Origin of the sequence: Streptomyces sp. NPDC093221 (genome assembly GCF_044753885.1) — a bacterium.
Classification (GTDB): Bacteria; Actinomycetota; Actinomycetes; order Streptomycetales; family Streptomycetaceae; genus Actinacidiphila.
This window is the reverse complement of sequence record NZ_JBIVOA010000006.1, coordinates 353,442-376,834: the sequence shown is the minus strand read 5'-3', so window position 1 is coordinate 376,834 and position 23,393 is coordinate 353,442. Positions and strand designations below refer to the sequence as shown.

The window sequence follows — 23,393 nt, the reverse complement described above, 5'->3', positions numbered from 1 at the left end:
GAGCCCCCGGTTGTTCCCCCGTGACCGGGGGCTCTGCCCTGTCTCCGGGCCGGAATCGGCCCGTCGAGAGCCGGTTTTTCTCACTCACGGTCACCGCCCGACGGCCGTACGTCGGGGCCGAGTTCCCCGCGCTCGCGCGGATTCCCGCTGTCCCGCAGGTCACGGCACCCTACGGCCCGCGGGACATCGCGGGTACGATGCGAAAAGGGCGGACCGGCAGCCGGGGGTGGACTGTCGCCTGTCCCAACTCCCGCCCGGTGCGCACGGGTTGGGACAGCGGGCGACAGTGCGGCGCGGGGGAACGATTGGTGGGGACTTGATGGACTTCGGCACCGAGCGTCCGGGCGCCCCGGCCGATCTCGCCTGGCTGCGCGGCGTCGACGCGTACACGATGGGCGCCTACGTCCAGGCCGAGGAGGAGTTCAGGACCGCGGTCCGGATCGACCCCGGCATGGCGGACGCCTGGCTCGGGCTGCACGCGCTGCGCGCCGACACCGCCACCGCGCTGCTCCAGATGTACCGGCACCGCGACCGCTTCGGCGAGCAGCGGGCCGCCCACCGCAGGACCCTCAACTCCTGGTACTGGCTGGGCTGGTGGGTGCAGCCGGTGCTGGAGACCAGCCGCGACCTGCTGCTGGCGCACGCCTCGCACTGGCTGGACGGCCGCCATGTCGCCGAGCTGGACCGGGCCCTGGCGGACTGCCCGCCGGTCGACACCGATCCGCAGGTCCGCTTCCTGCACGCCTGCCGCGCCTATCTCGTCAAGGACTGGGAGCGGCTGGTCCGGCACACCGAGCCGCTGCTGGGCGATCCCGTACTGGGCATCGAGGCCGGGCTGTTCGGCGGCATGGCCAGGGTCAGGCTGGAGATGTGCGGCCAGGCCGAGCCACTGCTGGCCGCCGCCTTGATGCGCTGCCGCAGCGAGCAGCCGCAGCGCAAGGAGTTGCGCTACTGGCTGGCCCGCGCGTACGAGGGCACCGGGCGTACGGCGGCGGCCGTGCCGCTCTACCGGGCGGTGCACCGCGTCGACCCCGCCTTCATGGACACCTCCGCCCGGCTGGCCGCGATCCACGAGACCGACGACGGCCTCGACGAGGGCGTGGGGCTGGCGGCCGTATCGCTGGCCGGGACCGGGCAGGCGATGCCGGAGGGCGGCGCCGACATGGAATCCGCGCTGCTGGCCGACCCCGGCGAGGGCCGCGGTCCGGGGCCGGAGCCCGACGAGTCGCTGCTGGCCGCGGGCCCGCTGGACGACGACGTACGCGACCGGTCCGCCGCCCCGCTCGGCGGGTCGCTGCCGGTGCAGGTCCCGATGGGCGGCTCCGACCCGGTGCTGCTCACCCAGGCGCTGGCGGAACTGGACAGGATGGTCGGTCTGGAGCCGGTCAAGCGCCAGGTCAAGGCGCTGTCCGCGCAGTTGCGGATGGCCCGGCTGCGGGCCGGGCAGGGCCTGCCGGTGCAGCCGCCGAAACGGCACTTCGTCTTCTCCGGGCCCTCCGGCACCGGCAAGACCACCGTCGCCCGCATCCTCGGCCGGGTCTTCTACGCGCTCGGACTGCTCGGCGGCGACCACCTGGTGGAGGCCCAACGCTCCGATCTGGTCGGCGAATTCCTCGGCCAGACCGCGGTGAAGGCCAATGAGCTGATCGACTCCGCGCTCGGCGGCGTGCTCTTCGTGGACGAGGCGTACGCGCTGTCCAACTCCGGCTACAGCAAGGGCGACGCGTACGGCGACGAGGCGCTTCAGGTGCTGCTCAAGCGCGCCGAGGACAACCGCGACCGGCTCGTGGTCATCCTCGCGGGTTACCCCGAGGGGATGGACCGGCTGCTGGCCGCCAACCCCGGGCTCAGCTCCCGCTTCACCACCCGCGTCGACTTCCCCAGCTACCGGCCGCTGGAACTCACCCGGATCGGTGAAGTCCTCGCCGCGGAGAACGGCGACCGCTGGGACGAGGAGGCGCTGGAGGAGCTGAAGGCCATCGCGGGCCACGTGGTGGACCAGGGCTGGATCGACGAGTTGGGCAACGGACGGCTGCTGCGCACCCTGTACGAGAAGAGCTGCGCCTACCGGGACCTGCGGCTGTCCGAGTACCCGGCCTCACCGAGCCGCGACGAACTGTCCACCCTGCGCCTGCCCGATCTCATGCAGGCGTACGGCGAAGTCCTCTCCGGGCGCGGGCCCGGAGCGACCCCGACCGACCCGGTCGAGTAGCACCGGGCCGCCGGGACGAGATCCGGAAGGGGCGTGCGGACCGCGTGTTCAGCGGTTCCGCACGCCCCTTCCGGGCACCGCCTACCGGACCAGTTCGCCGGAATCCTCCGCGGCGTGCGGGACGGGCACCTCCCGGACGGGGGAAGGCGCGCGGTGGGCGGGGTCCTTCACCTCGCCGACGAGCATTTCGAGGACGTCCTCCAGCGCGACCAGGCCGAGGACCCGCCCCGAGGCGTCGGCGACGGCGGCCAGGTGCGAGGCGGCGCGCCGCATCGCGGTGAGCGCGTCGTCCAGCGGCAGGTCGGCCCGCAGGGTGGTGATCGGCCGCCAGAGCCGCTGCGGCACGGGCCGGTCGAGGTCGTCCACGTCGAGGACGTCCTTGACGTGGAGGTAGCCGAGGAAGTCCGCGCCCGCGCCCGCGATCGGGAACCGCGAGTACCCGGTGCGCACCGTCAGCTCCTCGACCTGCCGCGGGGTGGCGGCCGGGTCGAGGGTGATCAACTCCGCCGGGGTGAGCAGCACTTCGGTGACCGGGCGGGTGCCCAGCTCCAACGCGTCCTCCAGGCGTTCCTGCTCGTCGATGTCGAGCAGCCCGGCCTGCCGGGCGTCCTCGACCAGCACGGTCAGCTGCGCGCTGGTGAACACGGAGTCGACCTCGTCCTTGGGCTCCACGCCGAAGGCCCGCAGGATCAGCCGGGAGCAGGTGCCGAGCACCGAGATCACCGGGCGGAACACCCTGGCGAAGCCGACCAGCCCCGGACTCAGCCACAGCGCGGTCTTCTCCGGCGCGGCCATCGCCAGGTTCTTCGGCACCATCTCGCCGATCACCAGGTGCAGGAAGACCACGACGGCCAGCGCCAGGACGTATCCGATCGGGTGCACGAAGTCCTCGGGGACGCGCACCGCCTCGAAGATCGGTTCCAGCAGGTGCGCGACGGTCGGTTCCGCGACCGCGCCGAGGGTCAACGAGCAGACGGTGATGCCGAACTGGGCGGCGGCCATCATCTGCGGGAGGTGTTCGAGGCCGTACAGCACGGTACGGGCCCTGCGCTGTTCGGCGGCGAGCGGTTCGATCTGGCTGCGGCGGACCGAGACCAGGGCGAATTCCGCGCCGACGAAGAAGCCGTTGCCGAGCACCAGCAGGACGGCGAACAGGAGTTGGAGAGCGCTCATCACGAGGTCGCCTCCCCCGCGACGCGATCCGTACGCACGATCCGTACGCGTTCGGCCCGGTGGTGGGTGACATCGCGGACCAGCAGCCGCCAGCCGGGCAGTTCGGCCTCGTCGCCCGGTTCGGGGATCCGGGTGAGCAGGTCGGCGACGAGGCCGGCGACCGTCTCGTAGGGTCCCTCGGGGGCGAGCAGGCCGATTCTGGCCAGGGTGTCGATCCGGCAGCTTCCGTCGGCGTCCCAGGCGGGACCGTCGGCCTCGGCGGCCGGGACCTGCGCCAGTTCGGGCAGGTCGGCGGCGTCGTGCTCGTCGCGCACCTCGCCGACCAGTTCCTCGACGATGTCCTCCAGCGTGACGACCCCGGCGGTGCCGCCGTACTCGTCGACGACCACGGCGATCGGCTGCTGGCTGCGCAGCAGCTCCAGGAGCTGCTGGCCCGGCAGGGTCTCCGGGACGAGCAGCGGGGCGACCGCGATGGTCCCCGCGGGGACGCGGTCGCGCCGCTCGGCGGGGACGGCGAGGGCGTCCTTGAGGTGGACCATGCCGATGATGTCGTCCAGCCGCTCCCGGTAGACCGGGAAGCGGGACAGGCCGGTGGCCCTGGTCAGATTGAGCACGTCGGCGGCGGTGGCGGTGTCCTCCAGCGCGCTGACCCGGACGCGGGGCGTCATCACGTTCTCCGCGATGAGGTCGCCGAGCGACAGGGTGCGCACGAAGAGGTCGGCGGTGTCCTGCTCCAGCGTCCCGGCGAGCGCCGAGTGCCGGGCCAGGGAGACCAGTTCCGTGGGGGTGCGGGCGGACGCCAGCTCGTCGGCGGGCTCGACGCCGACCAGCCGCACCAGCCGGTTGGCGGCGGTGTTCAGCACCTCGATGACGGGCCGGAAGACCCGCGAGAAGGCGCGCTGCGGTCCGGCCACCACACGGGCGACGGCCAGCGGGCGGGAGACCGCCCAGTTCTTGGGGACGAGTTCGCCGATCACCATCTGGACGGCGGAGGCGACCATCATGCCGACGACGACGGCGACGCCGGGGGCGGCGCCGTCCGGGACGCCGGCCGAGGTCAGCGGGCCGGTCAGCAGGTCGGCGAGTGCGGGTTCCGCCAGCATGCCGACGACCAGCGAGGTGATGGTGATGCCGAGCTGGGTGCCGGAGAGCTGGAAGGAGAGTTTGCGCAGGGCGGCCACGACACTGCGGGCCCGGCGGTCACCGGCCGCGGCGGCGCGTTCGGCCGCTGGGCGCTCCACGGTCACCAGGCCGAATTCGGCGGCGACGAAGAAGCCGTTGGCAAGGATCAGGACGAGGGCTGCCGCGAGCAGCAGCAGTGAGGTGCTCATGAGGCCGCCGCTCCGGATTCCCGGGAGGGAGGGGCGGCGCAGGTACTACCGGACGGTTCGTCCATCGGGGTGTGAGTGTCACTCCTTGGTTGGTCGGGGCCCCGCGGGCGGTGCTCCAGGGGTGCGGGGCAAGCGCGGTGGGCGCCGTTCGTCCCCCAGAGTAGCCATTGGTGCCGCGCCCGCGAAGGACGGCGGGGGCCGGGTTCACGGAAGGGTTCACGGACGGGTTCGCGGAAAGGTCACGGACGGATCGCGGGCCGCTTCGCGACCCGGTCCGTGGACGGAGCGCCCGCGGACGCGTGGGGCGGCGCGCACCGCCGCGCGCTCAGTGGCCGGCGGACGTCGTGCCCTGCGCCTCGCCCAGCGTCTCCACCAGCGAGCGCAGCAGCCTGGCGTCGTGCAGCGCCTGCTCCTTGGCGATACCGGGCTGGATGCCCATCACGGGCAGCGTCGTGCCGTCGGCGAGGTCGAGGTGGACCCAGGCGTCGCCCGGCCGCAGATTGACCCGCACCACCTCGGCCCACGCCAGCCGCCGCTTCACCGTGAGATTCACCACGGTCACACCGTCGGCCGTCACCGTCACCTTGGGGCGGCTGAGCAGCGCGAGCACCGCGGCGATCAGCACGCCCATCATGATCACGGTGATCCGGTCGCCGGTGCTCCAGGGCCCGGCGCCGTCGTGCGGCATCATCAGCGCGACGACGGTGAGCGCCACCACCAGCGCGGCGCCCAGGGACAGCAGCACCACGCGGGTGACGACGGGTCGGAAGGTACGCGGCAGCCCGTCGAGCGCCGCCCGCGTACGGTCCTCGGCGCCGGTCACAGCCGCGCGGCGTGGATGCCGGTGGTCAGGATCGCGCGGGCGCCCAGGTCGTACAGCTCGTCCATGATCCGCTGGGCGTCGCTGGTCGGGACCATGGCGCGGACCGCGACCCAGCCCTCGTGGTGCAGCGGGGAGACGGTCGGCGACTCCAGGCCCGGGGTGAGGGCGACGGCCTTCTCGACCTGCTCGACGCGGATGTCGTAGTCCATCATCACGTAGCGCCTGGCGACCAGGACGCCCTGGAGGCGGCGCAGGAACTGCCGGACCTTGGGCTCGTCCGGGTCGGCCCCGGTGCGCCGGATCACCACGGCCTCGGACTCCATGATGGGTTCGCCGAAGGCTTCGAGCCCGGCGTTCCGCAGCGAGGTGCCGGTCTCCACCACGTCGGCGATGGCGTGCGCGACACCGAGCTGGATGGCGGTCTCGACGGCGCCGTCGAGGTGGACGACGGACGCCTCGATGCCGTTGTCCGCGAGGTGCTTCTCGACGACGACCTCGTACGAGGTCGCCACCGTCTTGCCGTTGAGGTCCTGGACGGTGTCGGCGGTGCCGGGCTCGGCGGCGTAGCGGAAGGTGGAGCGGGCGAAGCCGAGCTGGAGGATCTCCTCGGCGACCGCGCCGGAGTCCAGCAGCAGGTCCCGGCCGGTGATGCCGATGTCGAGGCGGCCGGTGCTGACGTAGATCGCGATGTCGCGCGGGCGCAGGTAGAAGAACTCCACCTCGTTGTCCCGGTCGACCAGCACGAGCTCCTTGGACTCCTTGCGCTGCCGGTAACCGGCCTCATGGAGCATGGCCGCCGCGGGTCCGGACAATGAGCCCTTGTTGGGGACGGCGATGCGCAGCATGAGGACGGTTTCCTTCTCTGAAGAGAGTCTCGGCTCGTGGGCAGGGCTGTGGAGCGGTACGGGTGACAGCGGTACGGGTGGCAGGGGTGGTGGCCGGCTGTCTCTGAGCGCGTACGGGTCGCGTACGCGCTCAGAGATGGGCGTAGACGTCGTCGAGGGAGATACCCCGGGCGACCATCATCACCTGAACGTGGTACAGCAGTTGGGAGATTTCCTCGGCGGTGGCGTCGGCGCCCTCGTACTCGGCGGCCATCCACACCTCGGCGGCCTCTTCGACCACCTTCTTGCCGATCGCGTGCACGCCCTTGCCCACCAGCTCGGCGGTGCGGGACGTGCTGGGGTCGCCGGTGGCGGCCTTGTGCCGCAACTCGGTGAAGAGCTGCTCGAATGTCTTGTTGGCCATGGTGGGCCCTAGCCTACGGGGAACCGCCGCCTGCTCAGCGCCAGGGTTCGGAGACCGAGCGCAGGATGGTGGCCGTGGCGACGGCCGCGGTGACCGCTTCGTGCCCCTTGTCCTCATTCGAGCCCGGCAGTCCGGCGCGGTCCAGCGCCTGCTCCTCGGTGTCGCAGGTGAGGACGCCGAAGCCGACGGGCACACCGCTGTCCACGGCGACCTGGGTCAGCCCGGCGGTGACGCCGTGGGAGACGTACTCGAAGTGCGGGGTGCCGCCGCGGATGATGACGCCGAGCGCCACGATCGCGTCGTAGCCGCGGCCGGCCAGCACCTTGGCGACCACGGGCAGTTCGAAGCTGCCGGGCACGCGCAGCAGCGTCGGCTCGTCGATGCCGAGGTCGTGCAGGGCGCGCATCGCCCCGTCGACCAGGCCGTCCATCACCTGGGTGTGCCACTGCGCCGCGATCACGGCCACACGCAGGTCGCCGCAGTTCTTCACGGTCAGCTCGGGGGCGCCCTTACCGCTCACTTCTCTCCTCGGTGCTCGATGTGCTGTCGTGCCGGTTGTATCAAGCTGATCGCCCGTATCAAGGCCATCAGGTGTCTCATGGCAATCGTCCGTATCAGGACGTGGTCAGGATGTGGTCAGGACATGCTCAGGACGTGCTCGGAACATAGTCGGGACGCGTTCGGGACGCGCTTCGGACGCGCGGTCCCGCCGGCCCGGCCGGGCTACTGGTTGGCGCAGGTGGTGCTCTGGCCCGCGTCGAGCCACGGCAGGTCGTGACCCATCCGGTCCCGCTTGGTCCGCAGATAGCGCAGATTGTGCTCCCCGGCGGCGACCGGCATGGGTTCCCTGCCGAGGACGTCGAGGCCGTGCCGGACCAACGCGCCGGTCTTGGCGGGGTTGTTGGTCATCAGCCGCAGCGAGCCGACCCCGAGGTCGGTGAGGATCTGCGCGGCGGCGCCGTAGTCGCGTGCGTCGGCGGGCAGGCCGAGTTCGAGGTTGGCGTCCAGGGTGTCCCGGCCGCGCTCCTGGAGTTCGTACGCGCGCAGCTTGGACATCAGGCCGATGCCCCGGCCCTCGTGGCCGCGCAGGTACAGCACCACGCCCCGGCCCTCCTCGGCGACCTTGCGCAGCGCGGTCTGGAGCTGCGGGCCGCAGTCGCAGCGCTGCGAGCCGAAGACGTCACCGGTCAGGCACTCGGAGTGCACCCGGACCAGGACGTCGGTGCCGTCGCCGATGTCGCCCGCGACCAGCGCGATGTGCTCGACGCCGTCGGTGGTGGAGCGGTAGCCGAAGGCACGGAAGTCGCCGAAGGCGGTGGGCAGCGTGGTCTCGGCCTCGCGGCGGACGGTGGGCTCCGACGAGCGGCGGTACGCGATCAGGTCCTCGATGGAGATGATCGACAGACCGTGCTTGCGGGCGAAGGGCACCAGTTCGGGCAGCCGGGCCATCGTGCCGTCCTCGCGGGCGATCTCCACGATGGCGGCGGCCGGGTGCAGTCCGGCGAGCCGGGCCAGGTCCACGCCCGCCTCGGTGTGGCCGTTGCGGACCAGGACGCCGCCGGGCCTGGCGCGCAGCGGGAAGACGTGTCCCGGCCGGACGAAGTCGGTGGCCCGCGAGGCGGGGTCGGCCAGCAGCCGTATCGTGGCGGCCCGGTCGGCGGCCGAGATGCCGGTGGTGACGCCGTGCTCGGCGCTCGCGTCGACCGTGACGGTGAAGGCGGTGCGCATCGACTCGGTGTTGGCGTCGACCATCTGCGGCAGGTCGAGCCGGTCGAGGTCGGGGGCCTCCAGCGGTACGCAGATCAGCCCGCGGCACTCGGTCATCATGAAGGCGACGATCTCGGGCGTGACCTTCTGCGCGGCCACGATGAGGTCGCCCTCGTTCTCCCGGTCCTCGTCGTCCACCACCACGACCGGGCGGCCCGCGGCGATGTCGGCGATGGCCTGTTCGACCGGGTCGAGCACCAGGTCACCGTCCTCGTACCAGTCGTTGTGCAGTGCGGTCACGGCGTTCATGCCGTCACTCCCTCCGGAACGGTGTTCTGCGAGGTGGAGTCGGAAGCGGCTGCGTCGGAAGCGGTGGTGGCCGCGGCGGCCCTGGTCTGCTGCCACCAGGCGTACATCCCGACGATCACCAGGAAGAAGTAGATGATGTAGACCAGGCCCGAGAACGGCAGCCCGCTGTGGAAGTTGAGCGGTACGCCGACGGCGTCGACCGCGAGCCAGGCGAACCAGAACTCGACCCAGCCGCGGGCCTGGGCGACCATCGCCGCCAGCGTCCCGACGAAGATGTACGCGTCGGGCCACGGGTTCCAGGACAGCGACGGGTAGGCGAGGAAGAGCGAGGCGACGGCCACGGTGCCGAGCCCGGTGGCGACGACGAGCACCGCGCGCTCGCGCCAGGTGGCGAAGCGGACCGCGAGCCGTCCGCTGCCGTCCCGGCCGCGCCGCCACTGGTACCAGCCCCACACGGCGACGGTGATCACCACGAACTGCTTGCCGACGCCGCCGCCGAGGTGCGCGGCCCAGAAGGCGGCCACCAGCACGGCACCGGAGAGCAGTTGGACCGGCCAGGTGAGCATCGCGCGCCGCCAGCCCAGCGCCAGCGCGCCGAGACCGAGCAGATTGCCGATCATGTCCGACCACATCACGTGCTGGTCGAAGGCGGTGAACGCCTCGCTGTTCAGCCAGTGCAGGGCGCTCACTTCACGGCCTCCGGTTCCGGATCCTGCCCGGTGACGGCCGCGCGCTCGCCCAGCATCCGCTCGACGTACTTGGCGATGACGTCCACTTCGAGGTTGACCGGGTCGCCGGGCTGCTTGAGGCCGAGCGTGGTCAGCGCGAGGGTGGTCGGGATGAGGCTGACGGTGAAGAAGTCGGCGCCCGCCTCCACCACGGTCAGGCTGATGCCGTCGACGGTGATGGAGCCCTTCTCGACCACATAGCGGGACAGGTCGTCGGGGAGCGAGATCTTGACGATCTCCCAGTGCTCGGCGGGCTTGCGCTCGACGACCTCGCCGGTGCCGTCCACATGGCCCTGGACGAGGTGGCCGCCCAGCCGCCCGCCCAGTGCCATCGGACGCTCCAGGTTGACCCGCGAGCCGGGACCGAGCGCGCCGAGGCTGGAGCGGTTCAGCGTCTCGGCCATCACGTCGGCGGTGAAGTCGTCCTCGCCGAAGTCGACCACGGTCAGGCAGACGCCGTTGACGGCGATGGAGTCGCCGTGTTTGGCGCCTTCGGTCACGACGGGTCCGCGGACCCGGAAGCGGCTGGCGTCGCCCAGGTCCTCGACGCCGGTGATCTCACCCAGTTCTTCGACGATTCCGGTGAACACTTCAGCGCTCCTGAGGAGAGTGGGAGGAGTGGGACACGGCCGGTACGGCCGTGACGCGCACGTCGGGCCCGAGGCGGGCGACATCGGTCACGTCGAGCCGCAACGTCTGCGCGATGGTGGTGATTCCTGCGTCGCCGAGCGCGTTGGGCCCGGCGCCGAGCAGCGCGGGCGCCAGGTACGCGGTGACCGCGTCGACGGCTCCGGCGGCGACGAACGCCCCGGCCAGTGTCGGCCCGCCCTCCAGCAGTACCGAGCGCACCCCGCGCATGTGCAGTGCGGCCAGGAGCGCGGCCACGTCGACGCCGCCGCCCTCCGTACCGTCCTCGGTCCTGGCGTAGGGCAGACGTACGGTGTCGACGCCCGGCAGGTGGGAGGTGTCGGCGTCCTCGCCGACGGCGATGAGGGTCGGTGCCGCGTCGTCCAGCACGCGGGCGTCGGCGGTGGTACGGGCCCGGGTGTCGACCACGACGCGCAGCGGCTGGGTCACCCCGTCGATACCGCGTACGGCCAGATGGGGGTCGTCGGCCCGCAGGGTGCCGGAGCCGACCACGACGGCGTCGGACTCCGCGCGCAGCCGGTGCACGTCGGCGCGGGACTCGGCGGAGCTGATCCAGCGGCTCGAACCGTCGGCCGCGGCGATCCGGCCGTCGAGGGTGGCGGCGTACTTCCAGCGCACGTACGGGCGGCCGAGGCGGACCGAGGTGAGCCAGGCGACGTTGACCGCCTCCGCCTCGTCCCGCAGGAGTCCGCTCTCGACCTCGACGCCCGCCGCGCGCAGGGTGGCGGCGCCACCGGAGGCCGACGGGTTGGGGTCGGCGACCGCGTAGACCACGCGGACGATCCCGGCCTCGATGAGCGCCTGGGCGCAGGGGCCGGTACGGCCGGTGTGGTTACAGGGTTCGAGCGTGACCAGGGCGGTGCCGCCCCTGGCCCGCTCACCGGCCGCGAACAGCGCGTGCACTTCCGCGTGCGGGCCGCCGGCCCGCTGGTGCCAGCCCTCGCCGACCCGGGCGCCCTCGGCGTCGAGGATCACGCAGCCGACGACCGGGTTGGGGGCGGTGTCTCCGAGCGCGCGGGCCGACAGCGCGACAGCGCGTCGCATCGCGTCGGTTTCCGTGGCGGTGGCCACCGGGTCCTCCTGCCTCTTCGGGCACGGACTCCGGGGCGTTGGGATGCTGAGCGGGGAAACCGAACCATCGCGTACGCCGGTGACGGCCGCGGACCGCTCGCGCTGTGCGCGCGGGGCCGCTGACGGCGGCGTACCCGAGTGAACGCCCGCCGCGCACTGCCTCCCATCCGGACTTTCACCGTCGGTCCAGGAATTTCACCTGGTCAACCGGCCGCTGGCTGCGGACGGGTCGCGGACTGTAACCGCCGGTTCGGAATTACACCGACCCCGGAGTGCGCAAACGTCACTGGTACGGCACCAGTGTGCCACGCACACCCCCGCGGCCTCCAGGGCGTCCGTGTGCCCTGCCTCACACCGCGGGGGCGAACAGCTCCTCCTGGGCCGCGTCGGTGGCGGTGACCACGGCCCCGCGCAGGACGGCGCCGCCGTGCACGGCGCTGGCCCGTACGACGGTCGGCAGCGGCGAGATGCGTCCGAGGCACTCGGCGACGCGTTCGGCCAGGGCGGCCCCTCCGGCCTGGGCGACCTCACCGGCGAGGACGACCCGTCCGGGGTCGAGCACGGCGCAGATGGCGGCGGCCCCGACGGCGATCCGCGTGGACAGCTCGGCGAGGAAGCCTTCGGTGGTGGCGCCTCCGGCGAGCGCGGCGGTGACGGCCGCTGCGGCCCCCTCGGCTTCGTCGGCGCCGCCGACGGGGATTCCGTGCTCGCGGGCGAGCGCGCAGACGGCGCGGCTGCCGACCAGCCCGTGGTAGCCGTTGTCGCAGTCGGTGGCGGTCGGCAGTTCGGGGGTGCCGAGCAGCGGGAGGAAGCCTACCTCGCCGGCTCCGCCCGACGCGCCGCGGCGCAGTTTGCCGTCGAGGACGACGGCGGCGCCGACTCCCCCGCCGATCCAGAGCAGGACGAAGGTGTCGTCGTTCCGCGCGGCTCCCACGCGCTGTTCCGCGACGGCGGCGAGGTTGACCTCGTTCTCCAGCAGCACGGGCACGCCGAGCCGGGAGCGGATCTCGTCGACCAGGTCCGCGTGCCAGGAGCGCAGCGCGTTGGCGGCGCGCAGCCGTCCGGTCTCCGGGTCGACGAGGCCGGGCGCGCCGCAGGCGACGGTGTGGAGTTCGGTGGCGCCCGCGGTGCGGATGGCGCGGCGCAGCAGGGCCACGCCCTCGGCCACGGTCCCGGCCGGGTCGGCCCCGTCCGGGACGTGCAGGTCGGCGCGGGCGACGGTGCGGCCGAGGAGGTCGGCGATCTCCACGCCGATGCTCTCGACGCGGATGTCGAGTCCGGCGACGTACGCCCGGTCGGCGACGATGCCGTACACCCGCGCGTTGGGCCCGCGTCTGTCCTCGCCCGCCTCGCCGACCACTTCGATGAGTCCGGAGTCCTGGAGCCGCTCGACGAGGTCGGCGACGCTCGGCCGGGACATTCCGGTGAGTTCCTTCAACTGCCCCGCGGTGAGCGGGCCTTCCTGCTGGAGGAGGCGCAGGGCGAGGCGGTCGTTGATGGCGCGGGCGGTGCGCGGTGACGCGTTGCGGCCCGGAAGCGCGCGGGTGACGGTCATGCGGGGATCCTTCCAGACCGGGGCGGTGGGCCCGTACGCCGTACGGCTTCCCGGAGCGGGTGCCCGACGGGAGCGCGGACTGATCGAGTCCGTGAACCCGTTGAGCCGTCGGCCCGGCAACCCGGTCTCCTGGCAGCCGATGACCCCTTAACTTTCAGGGAGCCTTCCTGATAGTTTACGCCGCATGAAAACCGCCGCCGCCGACGACAAGACGGCTCCGTCCCGGATCCGCCGGGCCCATATGGCCATCGCCATCGCGTTCGCCGTCCACGGCGCGGCGAGCGGCACCTTCGCCACCCGTATCCCGTGGATCAAGGACCATCTGTCCCTGAGCCCCGGCGCTCTCGGTCTGGCGCTGGCCTGTCCCGCGATCGGCTCGTCGCTGATGATGCCGCTGGCGGGGCGGCTGATGCACCGCCTCGGCTCCCGTACCGCGCTGCGCGTCCTGCTCGGGATGTGGACGGCCGTACTGGCGCTGCCCGCGGTCATGCCGGGCCTGCCGTGGCTGTGCCTGGCGCTGCTCGCCTTCGGGGCCAGCGCGGGCATGGCGGATGTCGTCATGAACGCGATCGGCATCGAGGTGGAGCACCGCAAGGGCAAGTCGATCATGTCGGGGCTGCACGGCATGTGGAGCGTCGGCACGCTGGTGGGCGCGGCGATCGGCGTGCCCGCGGCGCACGCGGGGCTCGACGGCAGGATTCATCTGGGCGCGATGGCCGCGGCGCTGCTGGTGGCGAGCTATCTGATCTGCGCCGGGGTGCCCGACATCCGGCCGGACGCGGACCAGGCCGCGCCGCCGCGCTTCGCCCTGCCGCCGCGCACGGCGCTCGTGATCGGGGCGATCGGCTTCTGCGGGGTGTTCGCGGAGGGCGGCAGCTCCGACTGGTGCGCGGTCTACCTGCGCGATGTCGCCGGGGCCTCACCCGGCATCGCGGCGGTCGCGTACACCGCGTTCTCCTGCACGATGGCGGTCACGCGGCTCTTCGGCGACTTCGCGGTACGGCGGCTGGGCGCGGTACGGACGCTGCGGTCGGGCGGGGTGCTCGCCACCCTCGGCGGTCTGCTGGTGGTGCTCTCGCACTCGCCGCTGCCCGCCATCGCGGGCTTCGCGCTGCTCGGCATCGGGATATCCGTGGTCGTGCCGCTGTGCTTCGCCGCCGCCGGGCGCAGCGGCCCCAATCCGAGCCAGGCCATCGCGGGCGTCGCCACCGTCACGTACACCTCGGGCCTGGTCGCCCCGGCCGCGATCGGCGGTATCGCCGGGGCCACCTCGCTGACGGTCTCCTTCACGCTGGTCACCGTCCTCACCCTCGGCCTGGTGGTGGGCGCGGGCGTCGTCCGCCCGGCCGCGGGCAAGACGGTCACCGGCTCCTCCCCCGCGCCCGCGCCGGGGGTCGCCGCCGCGGCCGACTGATCCGGTACGGGGACGGCCGGGCGAGGCCGTACGGTCCCGATCGGCCGTCCCCTTACGGCGAACACGTCGGCGGGGCACTCGGCACGCGGGGCGGCGGCACGGTCCGGAAGATCCGGGAAACCCCTGGGAATCCCGGGGAATCGAAGGTCCGGCGGGCACGCACGGGGGATTCGTGCCCGCCGGACCGTGTCTTCACGTTAGCGGCCCTTCACTCACTGTTGGGCATACCCGGGGGCAAATCATGCCGCGGGAATACGCCATGGCACAGGCGCGCCTCCATACCCCTTACGTAGGCGCCATCGCCCGTACGTACGAAGGGAGTTGGGCCGTGACAGTCACATTCCGCGGCGCGCCGGGGACGACGGTCCGGGGACCGTTTCAGCCGACGGCCAGGTCCTGGAGGCCGACCACCTTGAGCAGCCGCAGCCGCTCGTACGCGGCGGTGCCGGGGCGCGCGGTGTAGACGATCAGCCGCTGGTCGTGCTCGGGGCTGAGCAGCACCTCGCAGTCCAACTCCAGCTCCCCGACGACCGGATGGCGGAAGCGCTTGGTGTCCGAGCGGCGCACCGCGACCTCGTGGTCGTCCCACATCCGGGCGAACTGCGGGCTCTCCGACCGCAGTTCGGCGACGAGCGCGGCCGGGCGCGGGTCGTCGGGGCGGGCCGCGAGCACGGCGCGAAGATTCGCCACATGGTGACGGGCCAGCGTCTCGTGGTCCTCCTCGGGGAACAGCGCGCGGGCGGAGGGGTCGGTGAACATCCGGCGTACGACATTGCGCAGCGCGGGCGGCCGCGCCGACACGTCGCCGAGCAGGGCCGCGGCCATCGCGTTCTGCGCGAGGACGTCGCCGAAGTCGCTCACCACCTGCGCGGGCGTGTCGTGCAGCCGGTCCAGGACCAGCAGCAGCCCCGGCCTGACGTGCCCGCTGCCGCCCGCCTCGCGCGGCGGCTCCTCCCCCGACAGGTGGAACAGGTGGTTCCGCTCGTCCGCGGTCAGCCGCAGCGCGCGGGCCAGCGCGGTGAGCATCTGGCGCGAGGGGCGCGGGCCGCGGGACTGTTCGAGCCGCGTGTAGTAGTCCGCCGACATCCCGGCGAGCTGGGCGACCTCCTCGCGGCGCAGCCCCGGCGTGCGGCGCCTGACCCCCTCGGCCAGGCCCACGTCGGCGGGGGCGAGGCGGGTGCGGCAGCGGCGCAGGAAGTCGGCGAGCTCGGGTCGGTTCACCCTTCCAGCATGCGTCCGCGCGGCGCGACTATCCAGGGAGTGCCACTCCCCGGATAGAGAGGTCTCTGCCGCCCGCGCTCCGGGCCGCGCAGGGTGGGAGACAGCGGCGGAACACCGGGTCCCGCCGCAGGTCCGCACCACGAGGAGCACCCCATGAAGATCCTGGTCACCGGCGCGACGGGACAGGTCGGACGCCGGTTCGTACCCCGCCTGCTGCAACGGGCGGGGACCGCCGACACCGTACGCGTCCTGGTACGCGACGAGGCGCGCGCCGAGCCCTTCACCCGGCTCGGCGCGGAGGCGGTGGTCGGCGAGCTGCGTGACGCCGACGACGTCCGCGAGGCCGTGTCGGGCGTCGACGCCGTGCTCAACATCGCCGCCGCCTTCCGCGGTGTCCCCGACGAGGAGGCGTGGGCCGTCAACCGCGACGCCGCGCTCGACCTCGGCCGCGCCGCCGCCGACGCGGGCGTGGGCCGTTTCGTGCAGGTCAGCACCACCTTGGTGTACGGCGCGGGCCGTGGCCGACCGGCCGTCGAGGACGACGAGACGCTGCCCGGCGCCTCCCTGTGGGGCGCCTATCCCGCCGCCAAGCGCGAGGCCGAGGTCGGGCTGCTCGCCCTCGGCCGCGACAGCGGGGTCGACGTGCGCGTCGGGCGGCTCTCCTTCGTCTACGGCGAAGGCGATCCGCACCTGCCGCAGGCGCTGCGGTGGGCCCGGGACTGGCCCGCCCACCGCCGGATGTCCATGGTCCACCACGCCGATGTCGCCCAGGGCCTCCTGCGCGTCCTGTACGCCCCCGGTGTGGCCGGGCGGATCTACAACATCACCGACGACGCGCCGGTCACCGCCCTCGACATCCACTGGATCAACGGGGCCGAGGTGCCTGCCGGTATGGCCGACCGCCCCCTCGCCGACCCCTGGGAGGGCATCTCCTCCCCCCTCCGCATCCACCACGAGCTGGGCTTCCGCCCCCTCCACCCCACCGTCTGGTCCGCCGCCGCGGCGGGCGCCCTCTAAGCGGCGCGTCCGGCGCCGCACCCGCACAGGCGCGCCCGCCGGCGAACTCTGATCCGCACGGGTGGTGCGGGCGGTGAAACCGGTCGCGCCGCGGGCGCGGGGGTGGAGCGGGCCGGGAGGGTGGGGGGATGCGGACGACGGACGAGGATGTCGCCTCGGTGGTGGGGCGGATGCGGCGGGTGGGGGGCCGCCGCGACGGACTGGGCGTGTTCAACGCCGTGTACGTGGAGGTGACACGCGCGGTGGGGCGGCAGTTGGCCGCGAACGGTTTCGAGGACGCCGAGACGGCGGCCCGGTTGGCGGTGCGGTTCGCGAACCGCTACCTCAAGGCCGTCGAGGACGACGCCAAGGGAAGGCAAGCGCCGGCGTCCTGGCGGCCCCTGCTCCGTATGCGCGCCCACCGCGACATCCACCCGCTCCAGTTCGCGCTGGCGGGCGTCAACGCCCATGTCGGCCACGACCTTCCCCTGGCGGTGGTCGACACCTGCCGCGCCACCGGCTGTGAACCCCCCGCCCTGGCCGCCGACTTCGACCGCGTCGGCGAGATCCTGACCGCCGTCGAGGAGCGCGTGCGCGAAGAGCTGATGCCCGGCCCCGACCTGCTCGAACTCGCCGATCCGCTGACCCACGTCGTGGGTTCGTGGAGCCTGGACCGGGCGCGGGACGCGGCCTGGGCGGCGGCCCGGCTGCTGTGGGCGCTGCGCGGCCGGCCGGACGCGTACGAGGAGTGCGTGCGCCGCCTGGACGCGGGCGTCGGCCTGATCGGCCGCTGCCTGCTCACGCCGGTGGGCCGTCGCAGCTGACGTACGGGCCCCGTGCTCAGTCCTCCGGCAGCAGCACCGGCGCGATCTCGTCGTAGCGGTCGCCGGGACCGGGATTCAGCGGGTCGGTCGCGCCGCCGAGGTGCCGCATGACACCCCACACCGCGTTGAGCGCGGTCTGCACGGCGCCCTCGGCCCAGCCCGCGGTCCAGGAGATGTCGTCGCCCGCGAGGAAGATGCCGCGCTTGTCGGCGGGCAGCCGGTCCTGCATGAAGTGGGTGAACAGCCGCCGCTGGTACCGATAGTGGCCGGGCAGGTTGGCCTTGAACGCGCCCATGAAGTACGGCTCGTTCTCCCAGGAGACCGTCACCGGATTGCCGATGATGTGCCTCCTGATGTCGACGCCCGGGTAGATCTCGCCGAGCGACTTCAGCATGACCTCCATGCGCTCGTGGGCGCTGAGCGGCAGCCACTTGAGGCTGTCGTCGCACCAGGTGTACGACAGGCAGATCGCGGCGGGCCGGTCGGGTCCGTCGTCCAGCAGGTACGTGCCGCGGGTCATCCGGTCGGTGAGCGTCATCGACATCAGGTCGCGGCCGGTCCGCGGGTCCTTGTCCAGCCAGAACGGCCGGTCCACCGGCACGAAGAGCTTGCTGGACTCCATGTAGTGGGTGCGCTCCATCGCCGTCCAGTGGTCGATCGGGAAGAGCGAGTCGTCGCAGGCGATCTTGGACAGCAGCAGCCAGCTCTGCGCGGTGAAGACGGCGGCGCGGTACGTACGGATGTCCCCCGACGCGTCGGTGACGGTGATCCGGTTGCCCGCGGTGCGGTGCAGCCCGGTCACGGCCGGGCGCGGCCGGCCGTCGCGGGCGGCGTGCAGCGAGCGCAGCGAGGTGCCCTTCGGCCAGTGCACGGTCTTGTCGGGCTCGCGTTCCCACAGTCGCAGCGGGAGCTGCTGCGAGCCGCCGACGATCCCGCGGTGGTCGTCGTCCGCGCCGGTGTAGACGACCCGCAGGATCTCCAGGATCGAGTTGGGGAAGTCGGTGTCCCAGCCGCCGGTGCCGAAGCCGACCTGCCCGAAGATCTCCCGGTGCCGGAAGGACGCGAAGGCCGGGGAGTCGCACAGGAAGCCGTAGAAGGTCTGGTTGTCCAGCTTCTCGACCAGTGCCGACCAGATCTCCCGGATCACGGGGATGTCCCGCTCGCGCAGGGCCCGTTGCATCGCGGAGAAGTCGGCGCCGTCCTCCAGGCACGCGTTCCAGGCGTGCATCACCTGGTGGTAGACCTCGGGCAGGTCGTCCACCGAGGTGGCGTAGTGCGACTCGCCCTTGAGGTCCACGACGGTCGAAGGCGTGCCGGGCGCCAGCGGGTTGGGGAACGGCTTGGTCTCCAGGCCCACCAGGTCCACGTAGTGCTGGAAGGCGGTGGACGAGGGCGGGAAGCGCATGGCGCCCAACTCCGCGGTGAGGCCGGGGTCGCAGCCGTCGAATCCGACCGTGCGCAGCCGCCCGCCGATCTGGTCCGCCTCGTAGACGACAGGCTTGAGGCCCATCTTCATCAGTTCGTACGCGGTGACGATGCCGGACAGGCCGCCGCCGATCACCGCGACCTCCGTGCCGTGCTCGGTGGGCGGCACCGCGCCGAGGCCCGCCGGGTGCGCCAGGAAGTCGTCATAGGCGTAGGGGAAGTCAGGCCCGAACATGGTGACGGGCGGCTGCTCCTGGGCTTCGGCGTGCTGCTCGTCGTGGACCGCGGTGGGCACGGACGTCATGGGGCGGCTCTCCTGGCTGAACTGGCGTGCGGGAAAAGGGGGGGTTACGGGCGCTCGCGGGACACTCCGGCGCGCGGGCTCAGCCGAGCGCGCGGTACAACTCCGGGCGGCGGTCGGCCAGATACGGCGTCTCCGCGCGGGCGGCGTCGATCAGCGCCGGGTCGACATCGGCGAAGACCAGTTCCTCGCCGGTCCCGGCCCGCGCGCGCACCGCGCCGTCCGGTCCGACGAGGCAGCTCAGCCCCGCGAAGTGGTAATCGCCCTCGGCCCCGCAGCGGTTGGCGTACGCCAGGTGCAGCTGGCTCTCGTACGCGCGGGCCGGGACGAGGGTGTGCGGCACGAATTCGTACGGCCGCATCAACGCGGTCGGCACGACGAGGAGTTGGGTGCCGCCGAGCGCGTGCGCCCGTACCGCCTCGGGGAATTCCACGTCGTAGCAGATCAGCAGCCCGATCCGTACGCCGTCGACGTCGGCCTGTACGACGGGTGTGTCACCGGCGGTGAAGGCGGACCGCTCGAAGTCCCCGAACAGGTGCGTCTTGCGGTAGTTGGCGAGCGGGGCGCCGTCCGGGCCGATCAGCCGCGCCGCGTTGTGCACGGCCGTACCGTCCCGCTCGGGGTAGCCGTAGACGATGGCGATCCCGTACCGGGCGGCGATCTCCGCCACCCGCCGCGCCGACGGTCCGTCGGCCTCCTCGGCCAGCGCCGCGAGGCGGTCGCCGACCGCGTAGCCGGTCAGCGACAGCTCGGCCGTCACCAGCAGCCGCGCTCCCCCCTCGGCGGCCCGTCGAGCCGCCTCCTCGAATCCGGCGAGCGCCGCGTCCACCGACTCGGGTACGCCGCCCGGCCCCTGATACAGCGCAGCGCGCAACGGTGCCATGAGTCTCTTTCGCCTGTTCAGAGGGGGTGTACGGGACTCCTTCGACAGTACGGTTCCGTGCGCGGCGGCGGCAAGACGCGATCATTGCGGCTGCTGCCGCTGTTCGTTGCGTCTTCTCCGGCACTACCGGCGATTCGTTGCGCCGGGTCGCCGCTGAGGGGCTCGCACGGCGCTAGCTGAGGGGCTCGCGGGGCGCGTCCTGGGGGGCACGGAAGCGGGCCCTCGCCCCGGGATTCAGGGGTGGGGGCCCGCTCGCGTGGTGCGGTGAGGCCGTTCGACCGGCCGTCAGGTCGGTTCAGCTACCGAAGCGGCGGTCCTTGCGGCCCTGCTCACCCTCGTAGCCGCTGGTCTCCTCGGTGGTCGCGGGGCTCGTGTCGGTCTCGATCCGCTCCTTGCGGACCCGGCCGTGCACGGTCTTCTGCTCGACGTGCTCGTCGACGCGCATGCGGACGCGCTCCTTCGGCACGACCTCGGTCTCGATGATCGCCTTGTCCTCGTGGAGGGTGACGACCTGTTCGGCCTCGCTGATGTCGCCCGTACGGCCCGCGGCGGTCTTCGGGTCGATGGGCTCACGGACGAGGTGGACCTCTTCGTGCCGGATCGGCACCGTCTGCTCGACTTCCTCGACGTCCACGACCTTGTGGAGCCGCGCCTGGCCGATGGTCTCCCGCTCGACCCGGACGTGCATCTCCTCCTCGGAGCGGATCATGGTCTCGCTCTCGGGGTCGAGACCGTCCGCGGCGAGGCGCTGCGGTGCGCCCGAGGCCATGGCGGGCGTGTCCTTGCCGGTGGAGGCGACCGGCGCGCCCGCGCGGGCCGCGGCGGTCTTGTCGGTGCTCGGCGCTCCGGTGTCCGCGGTCCGCGCGTGACGGCCCGCGGCGGTGCCCGCGGCCACTCCGGCGGCACCGGCCGTACCGGCGGCGGCTCCGGCCTTCGCGTCGCCGGTCCCGGCGCCCTGCCCGTTCGCGGCGCGGCCCACGGACCCGCCGGACCTGGCTTCCATGCCGTAGTAGCGGTAGAGGTTCTGCTCCTCCGACGCCGAGAGGTGTCCGCCCGAGTCCACGTCCACATTGGGCGCGCCCTTGACCTGGTCCTTCTCGTACGGAACCTCAAGATGGTCCTCGACCAGGCGGGCGGCACGCGTCGGCACGAATGTCTCGTTGTTGCCGAAGAAACCGGTCTTCACCGCGACCCACTCGACTTCGCCCGTGGCGTCGTCCAGGTACAGGTGGGCGGCTTCGCCGATCTTCTTCCCCTGAGCGTCATGCACCGCATGGCCCATGACCTTGGGAATCTGCTCACGCGTGATCATGTCGCCTCCTTCGTGCTGCCGGGGCCGATCTGGCCTCAGTACCCGTTGTACCCCGATCGGGTGACTTCAGCCACAATTCGCATGATTTGCGACATTACCCAACTTATGCCTCGGCAGGCGCACTCCGCGCTCTCACTCCGGGGCGCCTCCGCCGTAGCGGCGCAGCAGCGGGGAGAGGATCAGCACGGATTTGGTGCGGGTCACGAACGGCTCCCCCGCGATCTTCTCCAGCACCTGCTCGAAGTGCCGTACGTCGGAGGCGAAGACCTGGACCACGGCGTCCGCCTCACCGGTGACGGTGGAGGCGGACGCGACTTCCGGGTAGCGGGCGAGGCCGCGCCTGATGTCGCCGGGCGAGGTGTTGTGGCGGCAGTACAGCTCCACCAGCGCCTCGGTCTGCCAGCCGAGCGCGGCGGGGTCGACCCGTACGGTGAAACCGGTGATCGCGCCCGCCGCCAGCAGCCGGTCCACCCGGCGTTTGACGGCGGGCGCCGACAGGCCCACTTGGGCGCCGATGTCCGCGTAGGACCGCCGGGCGTCCTCGGCCAGGGCGTGCACGATGCGTTCGTCGAGATCGTTGAGCGGCTTCACAGCTCGCAGGATAGAGACATCTCCGACGACTCGGGACCAAGGCCCCCTGGCGACACCGGGACGGGCACCGGCGAGGGCACCGGCGCGGGCACGGGCACGGGCACCGGCGAAGGCACCGGTACCGGCGCGGCCACGGGCACCGGCGAAGGCACCGGCGCCCGACCCCGCGTCAGTTCCAGCTCGCGTGCAGCGGCTTGCCCTCCGCGTAGCCCGCCGCGCTCTGGATGCCGACGATCGCCTTCTCCGCGAACTCGTCGAGCGAGGCGGCCCCGGCGTACGTGCAGGAGCTGCGCACCCCGGCGATGACCGAGTCGATCAGGTCCTCGACGCCCGGCCGGGCCGGGTCGAGGAACATCCGCGAGGTGGAGATGCCCTCCTCGAACAGCGCCTTGCGCGCCCGGTCGTACGCCGACTCCTCGCTCGTACGGTTGCGGACCGCGCGCGCCGAGGCCATGCCGAAGGACTCCTTGTACAGCCGCCCGTCGGCGGCCTGCTGGAGGTCGCCCGGCGACTCGTACGTACCGGCGAACCAGGAGCCGATCATCACGTTGGACGCGCCCGCCGCCAGCGCCATGGCGACATCGCGCGGGTGCCGGACGCCGCCGTCGGCCCAGACGTGCTTGCCGTGCTTGCGCGCCTCCGCGGCGCACTCCATGACGGCGGAGAACTGCGGGCGGCCGACGCCGGTCATCATGCGGGTGGTGCACATGGCGCCGGGTCCGACGCCGACCTTGATGATGTCGGCGCCCGCCTCGATCAGGTCGCGGACGCCCTCGGCGGCCACGATGTTGCCCGCCACGATCGGCACCCGCGGGTCGAGCGCGCGCACGGCGCGTACCGCCGCGAGCATCGACTCCTGGTGGCCGTGCGCGGTGTCGACGACCAGGGTGTCCACCCCGGCGTCCAGGAGCTGCTTGGCCTTGCCCGCCACGTCGCCGTTGATGCCCACGGCCGCGGCGATCCGCAGCCGCCCGTTCGCGTCGACGGCGGGCTCGTACAGCGTGGCGCGCAGCGCCGCCTTGCGGGTCAGGATGCCGACGAGCAGGCCCTCGGCGTCCACAGCGGGCGCCAGCTTGCGGTGCGCGTCCTCCAGCCGGTTGAACGCCTCGCGCGGGTCGATGTCCGCGTCGAGCAGCAGCAGGTCCCTGGACATGACCTCGGAGAGCTGCGTGAAGCGGTCCACGCCGCTGAGGTCGGACTCGGTGACGACGCCGACCGGCCGCCCGTCCTCGACCACCACGCCCGCGCCGTGCGCCCGCTTGGGCAGCAGGGACAGCGCGTCGGCGACGGTCTGGGAAGGGGCGAGCGTGATCGGGGTGTCCAGCACCAGATGGCGCTGCTTGACGTAGGCCACGACATCGGCGACGACGTCGTGGGGGATGTCCTGCGGGATGACGACGAGGCCGCCGCGCCTGGCCACGGTCTCGGCCATCCGGCGGCCCGCGATGGCCGTCATATTGGCCACGACCAGGGGGATGGTGGTGCCCGTCCCGTCAGGGGACCTGAGGTCCACACCCTGGCGGGAACCGACCGCGCTGCGGCTCGGCACCATGAAGACGTCGTCGTACGTCAGGTCGTACGGCGGCCGAATATCGTTGAGGAATTTCACGCTGTTGCTCCC

At 72.6% G+C, this 23,393-nt stretch carries 21 protein-coding genes and 1 riboswitch; of the genes, 4 read left to right on the top strand and 17 right to left on the bottom strand.

The genetic code is table 11. The features are described from left to right. The first annotated feature begins 319 nt into the window (after positions 1 to 319). On the top strand, positions 320 to 2,212 hold the full coding sequence (locus tag ACIQCJ_RS24490; protein WP_391160744.1) for an AAA family ATPase: 1,893 nt from the start codon (positions 320 to 322) through the stop codon (positions 2,210 to 2,212). A gap of 81 nt (positions 2,213 to 2,293) precedes the next feature. Here the strand turns inward: ACIQCJ_RS24490 and ACIQCJ_RS24485 are convergent, their stop codons facing one another. The 11 genes from ACIQCJ_RS24485 to ACIQCJ_RS24435 all read right to left on the bottom strand — a co-directional run bounded on the left by ACIQCJ_RS24485 (position 2,294) and on the right by ACIQCJ_RS24435 (position 12,805). Then, on the bottom strand, positions 2,294 to 3,385 hold the full coding sequence (locus ACIQCJ_RS24485) for a hemolysin family protein (protein WP_402712513.1): 1,092 nt from the start codon (positions 3,383 to 3,385) through the stop codon (positions 2,294 to 2,296). Continuing rightward, the gene (locus tag ACIQCJ_RS24480; RefSeq protein ID WP_402712511.1) at positions 3,385 to 4,716 is read right to left on the bottom strand and encodes a hemolysin family protein; all 1,332 of its coding nucleotides are present in this window, start codon (positions 4,714 to 4,716) and stop codon (positions 3,385 to 3,387) included. Before ACIQCJ_RS24480 ends, ACIQCJ_RS24485 begins: the two co-directional genes overlap by 1 nt. A gap of 325 nt (positions 4,717 to 5,041) precedes the next feature. Then, on the bottom strand, positions 5,042 to 5,539 hold the full coding sequence (locus ACIQCJ_RS24475) for a PH domain-containing protein (protein ID WP_355347096.1): 498 nt from the start codon (positions 5,537 to 5,539) through the stop codon (positions 5,042 to 5,044). Continuing rightward, positions 5,536 to 6,384, bottom strand: coding sequence for an ATP phosphoribosyltransferase (hisG, locus tag ACIQCJ_RS24470; RefSeq protein WP_355347093.1), 849 nt, complete (start codon positions 6,382 to 6,384; stop codon positions 5,536 to 5,538). Before hisG ends, ACIQCJ_RS24475 begins: the two co-directional genes overlap by 4 nt. A 130-nt stretch (positions 6,385 to 6,514) precedes the next feature. Beyond that, on the bottom strand, positions 6,515 to 6,787 hold the full coding sequence (locus ACIQCJ_RS24465) for a phosphoribosyl-ATP diphosphatase (RefSeq protein ID WP_188279811.1): 273 nt from the start codon (positions 6,785 to 6,787) through the stop codon (positions 6,515 to 6,517). Positions 6,788 to 6,821: 34 nt separating this feature from the next. Continuing rightward, the gene (gene ribH / locus ACIQCJ_RS24460) at positions 6,822 to 7,307 is read right to left on the bottom strand and encodes a 6,7-dimethyl-8-ribityllumazine synthase (RefSeq protein WP_188279812.1); all 486 of its coding nucleotides are present in this window, start codon (positions 7,305 to 7,307) and stop codon (positions 6,822 to 6,824) included. A gap of 203 nt (positions 7,308 to 7,510) precedes the next feature. Beyond that, complete coding sequence (locus tag ACIQCJ_RS24455; RefSeq protein WP_355347088.1) at positions 7,511 to 8,803, bottom strand: bifunctional 3,4-dihydroxy-2-butanone-4-phosphate synthase/GTP cyclohydrolase II; 1,293 nt, start codon at positions 8,801 to 8,803, stop codon at positions 7,511 to 7,513. Then, the gene (locus ACIQCJ_RS24450; RefSeq protein ID WP_188279813.1) at positions 8,800 to 9,492 is read right to left on the bottom strand and encodes a nicotinamide riboside transporter PnuC; all 693 of its coding nucleotides are present in this window, start codon (positions 9,490 to 9,492) and stop codon (positions 8,800 to 8,802) included. Before ACIQCJ_RS24450 ends, ACIQCJ_RS24455 begins: the two co-directional genes overlap by 4 nt. Further along, positions 9,489 to 10,121, bottom strand: a complete 633-nt coding sequence (locus tag ACIQCJ_RS24445) for a riboflavin synthase (protein WP_355347085.1) — start codon at positions 10,119 to 10,121, stop codon at positions 9,489 to 9,491. Before ACIQCJ_RS24445 ends, ACIQCJ_RS24450 begins: the two co-directional genes overlap by 4 nt. Position 10,122: 1 nt before the next feature. Further along, positions 10,123 to 11,250 (bottom strand): bifunctional diaminohydroxyphosphoribosylaminopyrimidine deaminase/5-amino-6-(5-phosphoribosylamino)uracil reductase RibD, encoded by a 1,128-nt coding sequence (ribD, locus tag ACIQCJ_RS24440; protein ID WP_355347082.1) that lies wholly within the window; start codon positions 11,248 to 11,250, stop codon positions 10,123 to 10,125. Between the two features lie 149 nt (positions 11,251 to 11,399). After that, a riboswitch (FMN riboswitch) is annotated at positions 11,400 to 11,530 on the bottom strand. A gap of 69 nt (positions 11,531 to 11,599) precedes the next feature. Continuing rightward, complete coding sequence (locus tag ACIQCJ_RS24435; RefSeq protein ID WP_402712508.1) at positions 11,600 to 12,805, bottom strand: ROK family protein; 1,206 nt, start codon at positions 12,803 to 12,805, stop codon at positions 11,600 to 11,602. Positions 12,806 to 12,989: 184 nt separating this feature from the next. On the opposite strand from ACIQCJ_RS24435, the gene ACIQCJ_RS24430 reads away from it, so the two are divergent. Next, complete coding sequence (locus tag ACIQCJ_RS24430; protein ID WP_391160751.1) at positions 12,990 to 14,219, top strand: MFS transporter; 1,230 nt, start codon at positions 12,990 to 12,992, stop codon at positions 14,217 to 14,219. 378 nt (positions 14,220 to 14,597) lie between these two features. Here the strand turns inward: ACIQCJ_RS24430 and ACIQCJ_RS24425 are convergent, their stop codons facing one another. Further along, complete coding sequence (locus tag ACIQCJ_RS24425) at positions 14,598 to 15,440, bottom strand: helix-turn-helix transcriptional regulator (protein ID WP_402712506.1); 843 nt, start codon at positions 15,438 to 15,440, stop codon at positions 14,598 to 14,600. A 153-nt stretch (positions 15,441 to 15,593) separates the two neighbouring features. On the opposite strand from ACIQCJ_RS24425, the gene ACIQCJ_RS24420 reads away from it, so the two are divergent. Together ACIQCJ_RS24420 and ACIQCJ_RS24415 are read left to right on the top strand one after the other, a co-directional pair. Further along, a complete protein-coding gene (locus tag ACIQCJ_RS24420) occupies positions 15,594 to 16,457 on the top strand; it encodes an NAD-dependent epimerase/dehydratase family protein (RefSeq protein ID WP_402712504.1) in 864 nt (287 codons plus the stop codon). Between the two features lie 128 nt (positions 16,458 to 16,585). Further along, the gene (locus ACIQCJ_RS24415) at positions 16,586 to 17,260 is read left to right on the top strand and encodes a DUF5995 family protein (RefSeq protein WP_402712503.1); all 675 of its coding nucleotides are present in this window, start codon (positions 16,586 to 16,588) and stop codon (positions 17,258 to 17,260) included. 16 nt (positions 17,261 to 17,276) lie between these two features. On the opposite strand, the gene ACIQCJ_RS24410 is transcribed toward ACIQCJ_RS24415, so the two are convergent. The 5 genes from ACIQCJ_RS24410 to ACIQCJ_RS24390 all read right to left on the bottom strand — a co-directional run bounded on the left by ACIQCJ_RS24410 (position 17,277) and on the right by ACIQCJ_RS24390 (position 23,381). Next, positions 17,277 to 18,989 carry an FAD-dependent oxidoreductase gene (locus tag ACIQCJ_RS24410; RefSeq protein WP_391050599.1) on the bottom strand — a complete coding sequence of 571 codons (1,713 nt, stop codon included), beginning with the start codon at positions 18,987 to 18,989 and terminating at the stop codon, positions 17,277 to 17,279. A gap of 79 nt (positions 18,990 to 19,068) precedes the next feature. Continuing rightward, complete coding sequence (locus ACIQCJ_RS24405; RefSeq protein ID WP_355347061.1) at positions 19,069 to 19,869, bottom strand: carbon-nitrogen hydrolase family protein; 801 nt, start codon at positions 19,867 to 19,869, stop codon at positions 19,069 to 19,071. 295 nt (positions 19,870 to 20,164) lie between these two features. Beyond that, positions 20,165 to 21,181 (bottom strand): PRC and DUF2382 domain-containing protein, encoded by a 1,017-nt coding sequence (locus ACIQCJ_RS24400; RefSeq protein ID WP_355347058.1) that lies wholly within the window; start codon positions 21,179 to 21,181, stop codon positions 20,165 to 20,167. A gap of 132 nt (positions 21,182 to 21,313) precedes the next feature. After that, positions 21,314 to 21,772, bottom strand: coding sequence for an Lrp/AsnC family transcriptional regulator (locus tag ACIQCJ_RS24395; protein ID WP_355347055.1), 459 nt, complete (start codon positions 21,770 to 21,772; stop codon positions 21,314 to 21,316). 169 nt (positions 21,773 to 21,941) lie between these two features. Continuing rightward, complete coding sequence (locus tag ACIQCJ_RS24390) at positions 21,942 to 23,381, bottom strand: GuaB1 family IMP dehydrogenase-related protein (protein WP_391050593.1); 1,440 nt, start codon at positions 23,379 to 23,381, stop codon at positions 21,942 to 21,944. Positions 23,382 to 23,393 lie beyond the last annotated feature (12 nt).

What these genes read in the sequence shown, in the direction of transcription:
- ACIQCJ_RS24410 (WP_391050599.1), bottom strand. Translation starts at nt 18,989, where the DNA reads ATGACGTCCGTGCCCACCGCGGTCCACGACGAGCAGCACGCCGAAGCC.
- ACIQCJ_RS24415 (WP_402712503.1), top strand. Translation starts at nt 16,586, where the DNA reads ATGCGGACGACGGACGAGGATGTCGCCTCGGTGGTGGGGCGGATGCGG.
- hisG (WP_355347093.1), bottom strand. Translation starts at nt 6,384, where the DNA reads ATGCTGCGCATCGCCGTCCCCAACAAGGGCTCATTGTCCGGACCCGCG.
- ACIQCJ_RS24405 (WP_355347061.1), bottom strand. Translation starts at nt 19,869, where the DNA reads ATGGCACCGTTGCGCGCTGCGCTGTATCAGGGGCCGGGCGGCGTACCC.
- ACIQCJ_RS24485 (WP_402712513.1), bottom strand. Translation starts at nt 3,385, where the DNA reads ATGAGCGCTCTCCAACTCCTGTTCGCCGTCCTGCTGGTGCTCGGCAAC.
- ACIQCJ_RS24490 (WP_391160744.1), top strand. Translation starts at nt 320, where the DNA reads ATGGACTTCGGCACCGAGCGTCCGGGCGCCCCGGCCGATCTCGCCTGG.
- ACIQCJ_RS24430 (WP_391160751.1), top strand. Translation starts at nt 12,990, where the DNA reads ATGAAAACCGCCGCCGCCGACGACAAGACGGCTCCGTCCCGGATCCGC.
- ACIQCJ_RS24400 (WP_355347058.1), bottom strand. Translation starts at nt 21,181, where the DNA reads ATGATCACGCGTGAGCAGATTCCCAAGGTCATGGGCCATGCGGTGCAT.
- ACIQCJ_RS24420 (WP_402712504.1), top strand. Translation starts at nt 15,594, where the DNA reads ATGAAGATCCTGGTCACCGGCGCGACGGGACAGGTCGGACGCCGGTTC.
- ACIQCJ_RS24480 (WP_402712511.1), bottom strand. Translation starts at nt 4,716, where the DNA reads ATGAGCACCTCACTGCTGCTGCTCGCGGCAGCCCTCGTCCTGATCCTT.
- ACIQCJ_RS24455 (WP_355347088.1), bottom strand. Translation starts at nt 8,803, where the DNA reads ATGAACGCCGTGACCGCACTGCACAACGACTGGTACGAGGACGGTGAC.
- ACIQCJ_RS24465 (WP_188279811.1), bottom strand. Translation starts at nt 6,787, where the DNA reads ATGGCCAACAAGACATTCGAGCAGCTCTTCACCGAGTTGCGGCACAAG.
- ACIQCJ_RS24435 (WP_402712508.1), bottom strand. Translation starts at nt 12,805, where the DNA reads ATGACCGTCACCCGCGCGCTTCCGGGCCGCAACGCGTCACCGCGCACC.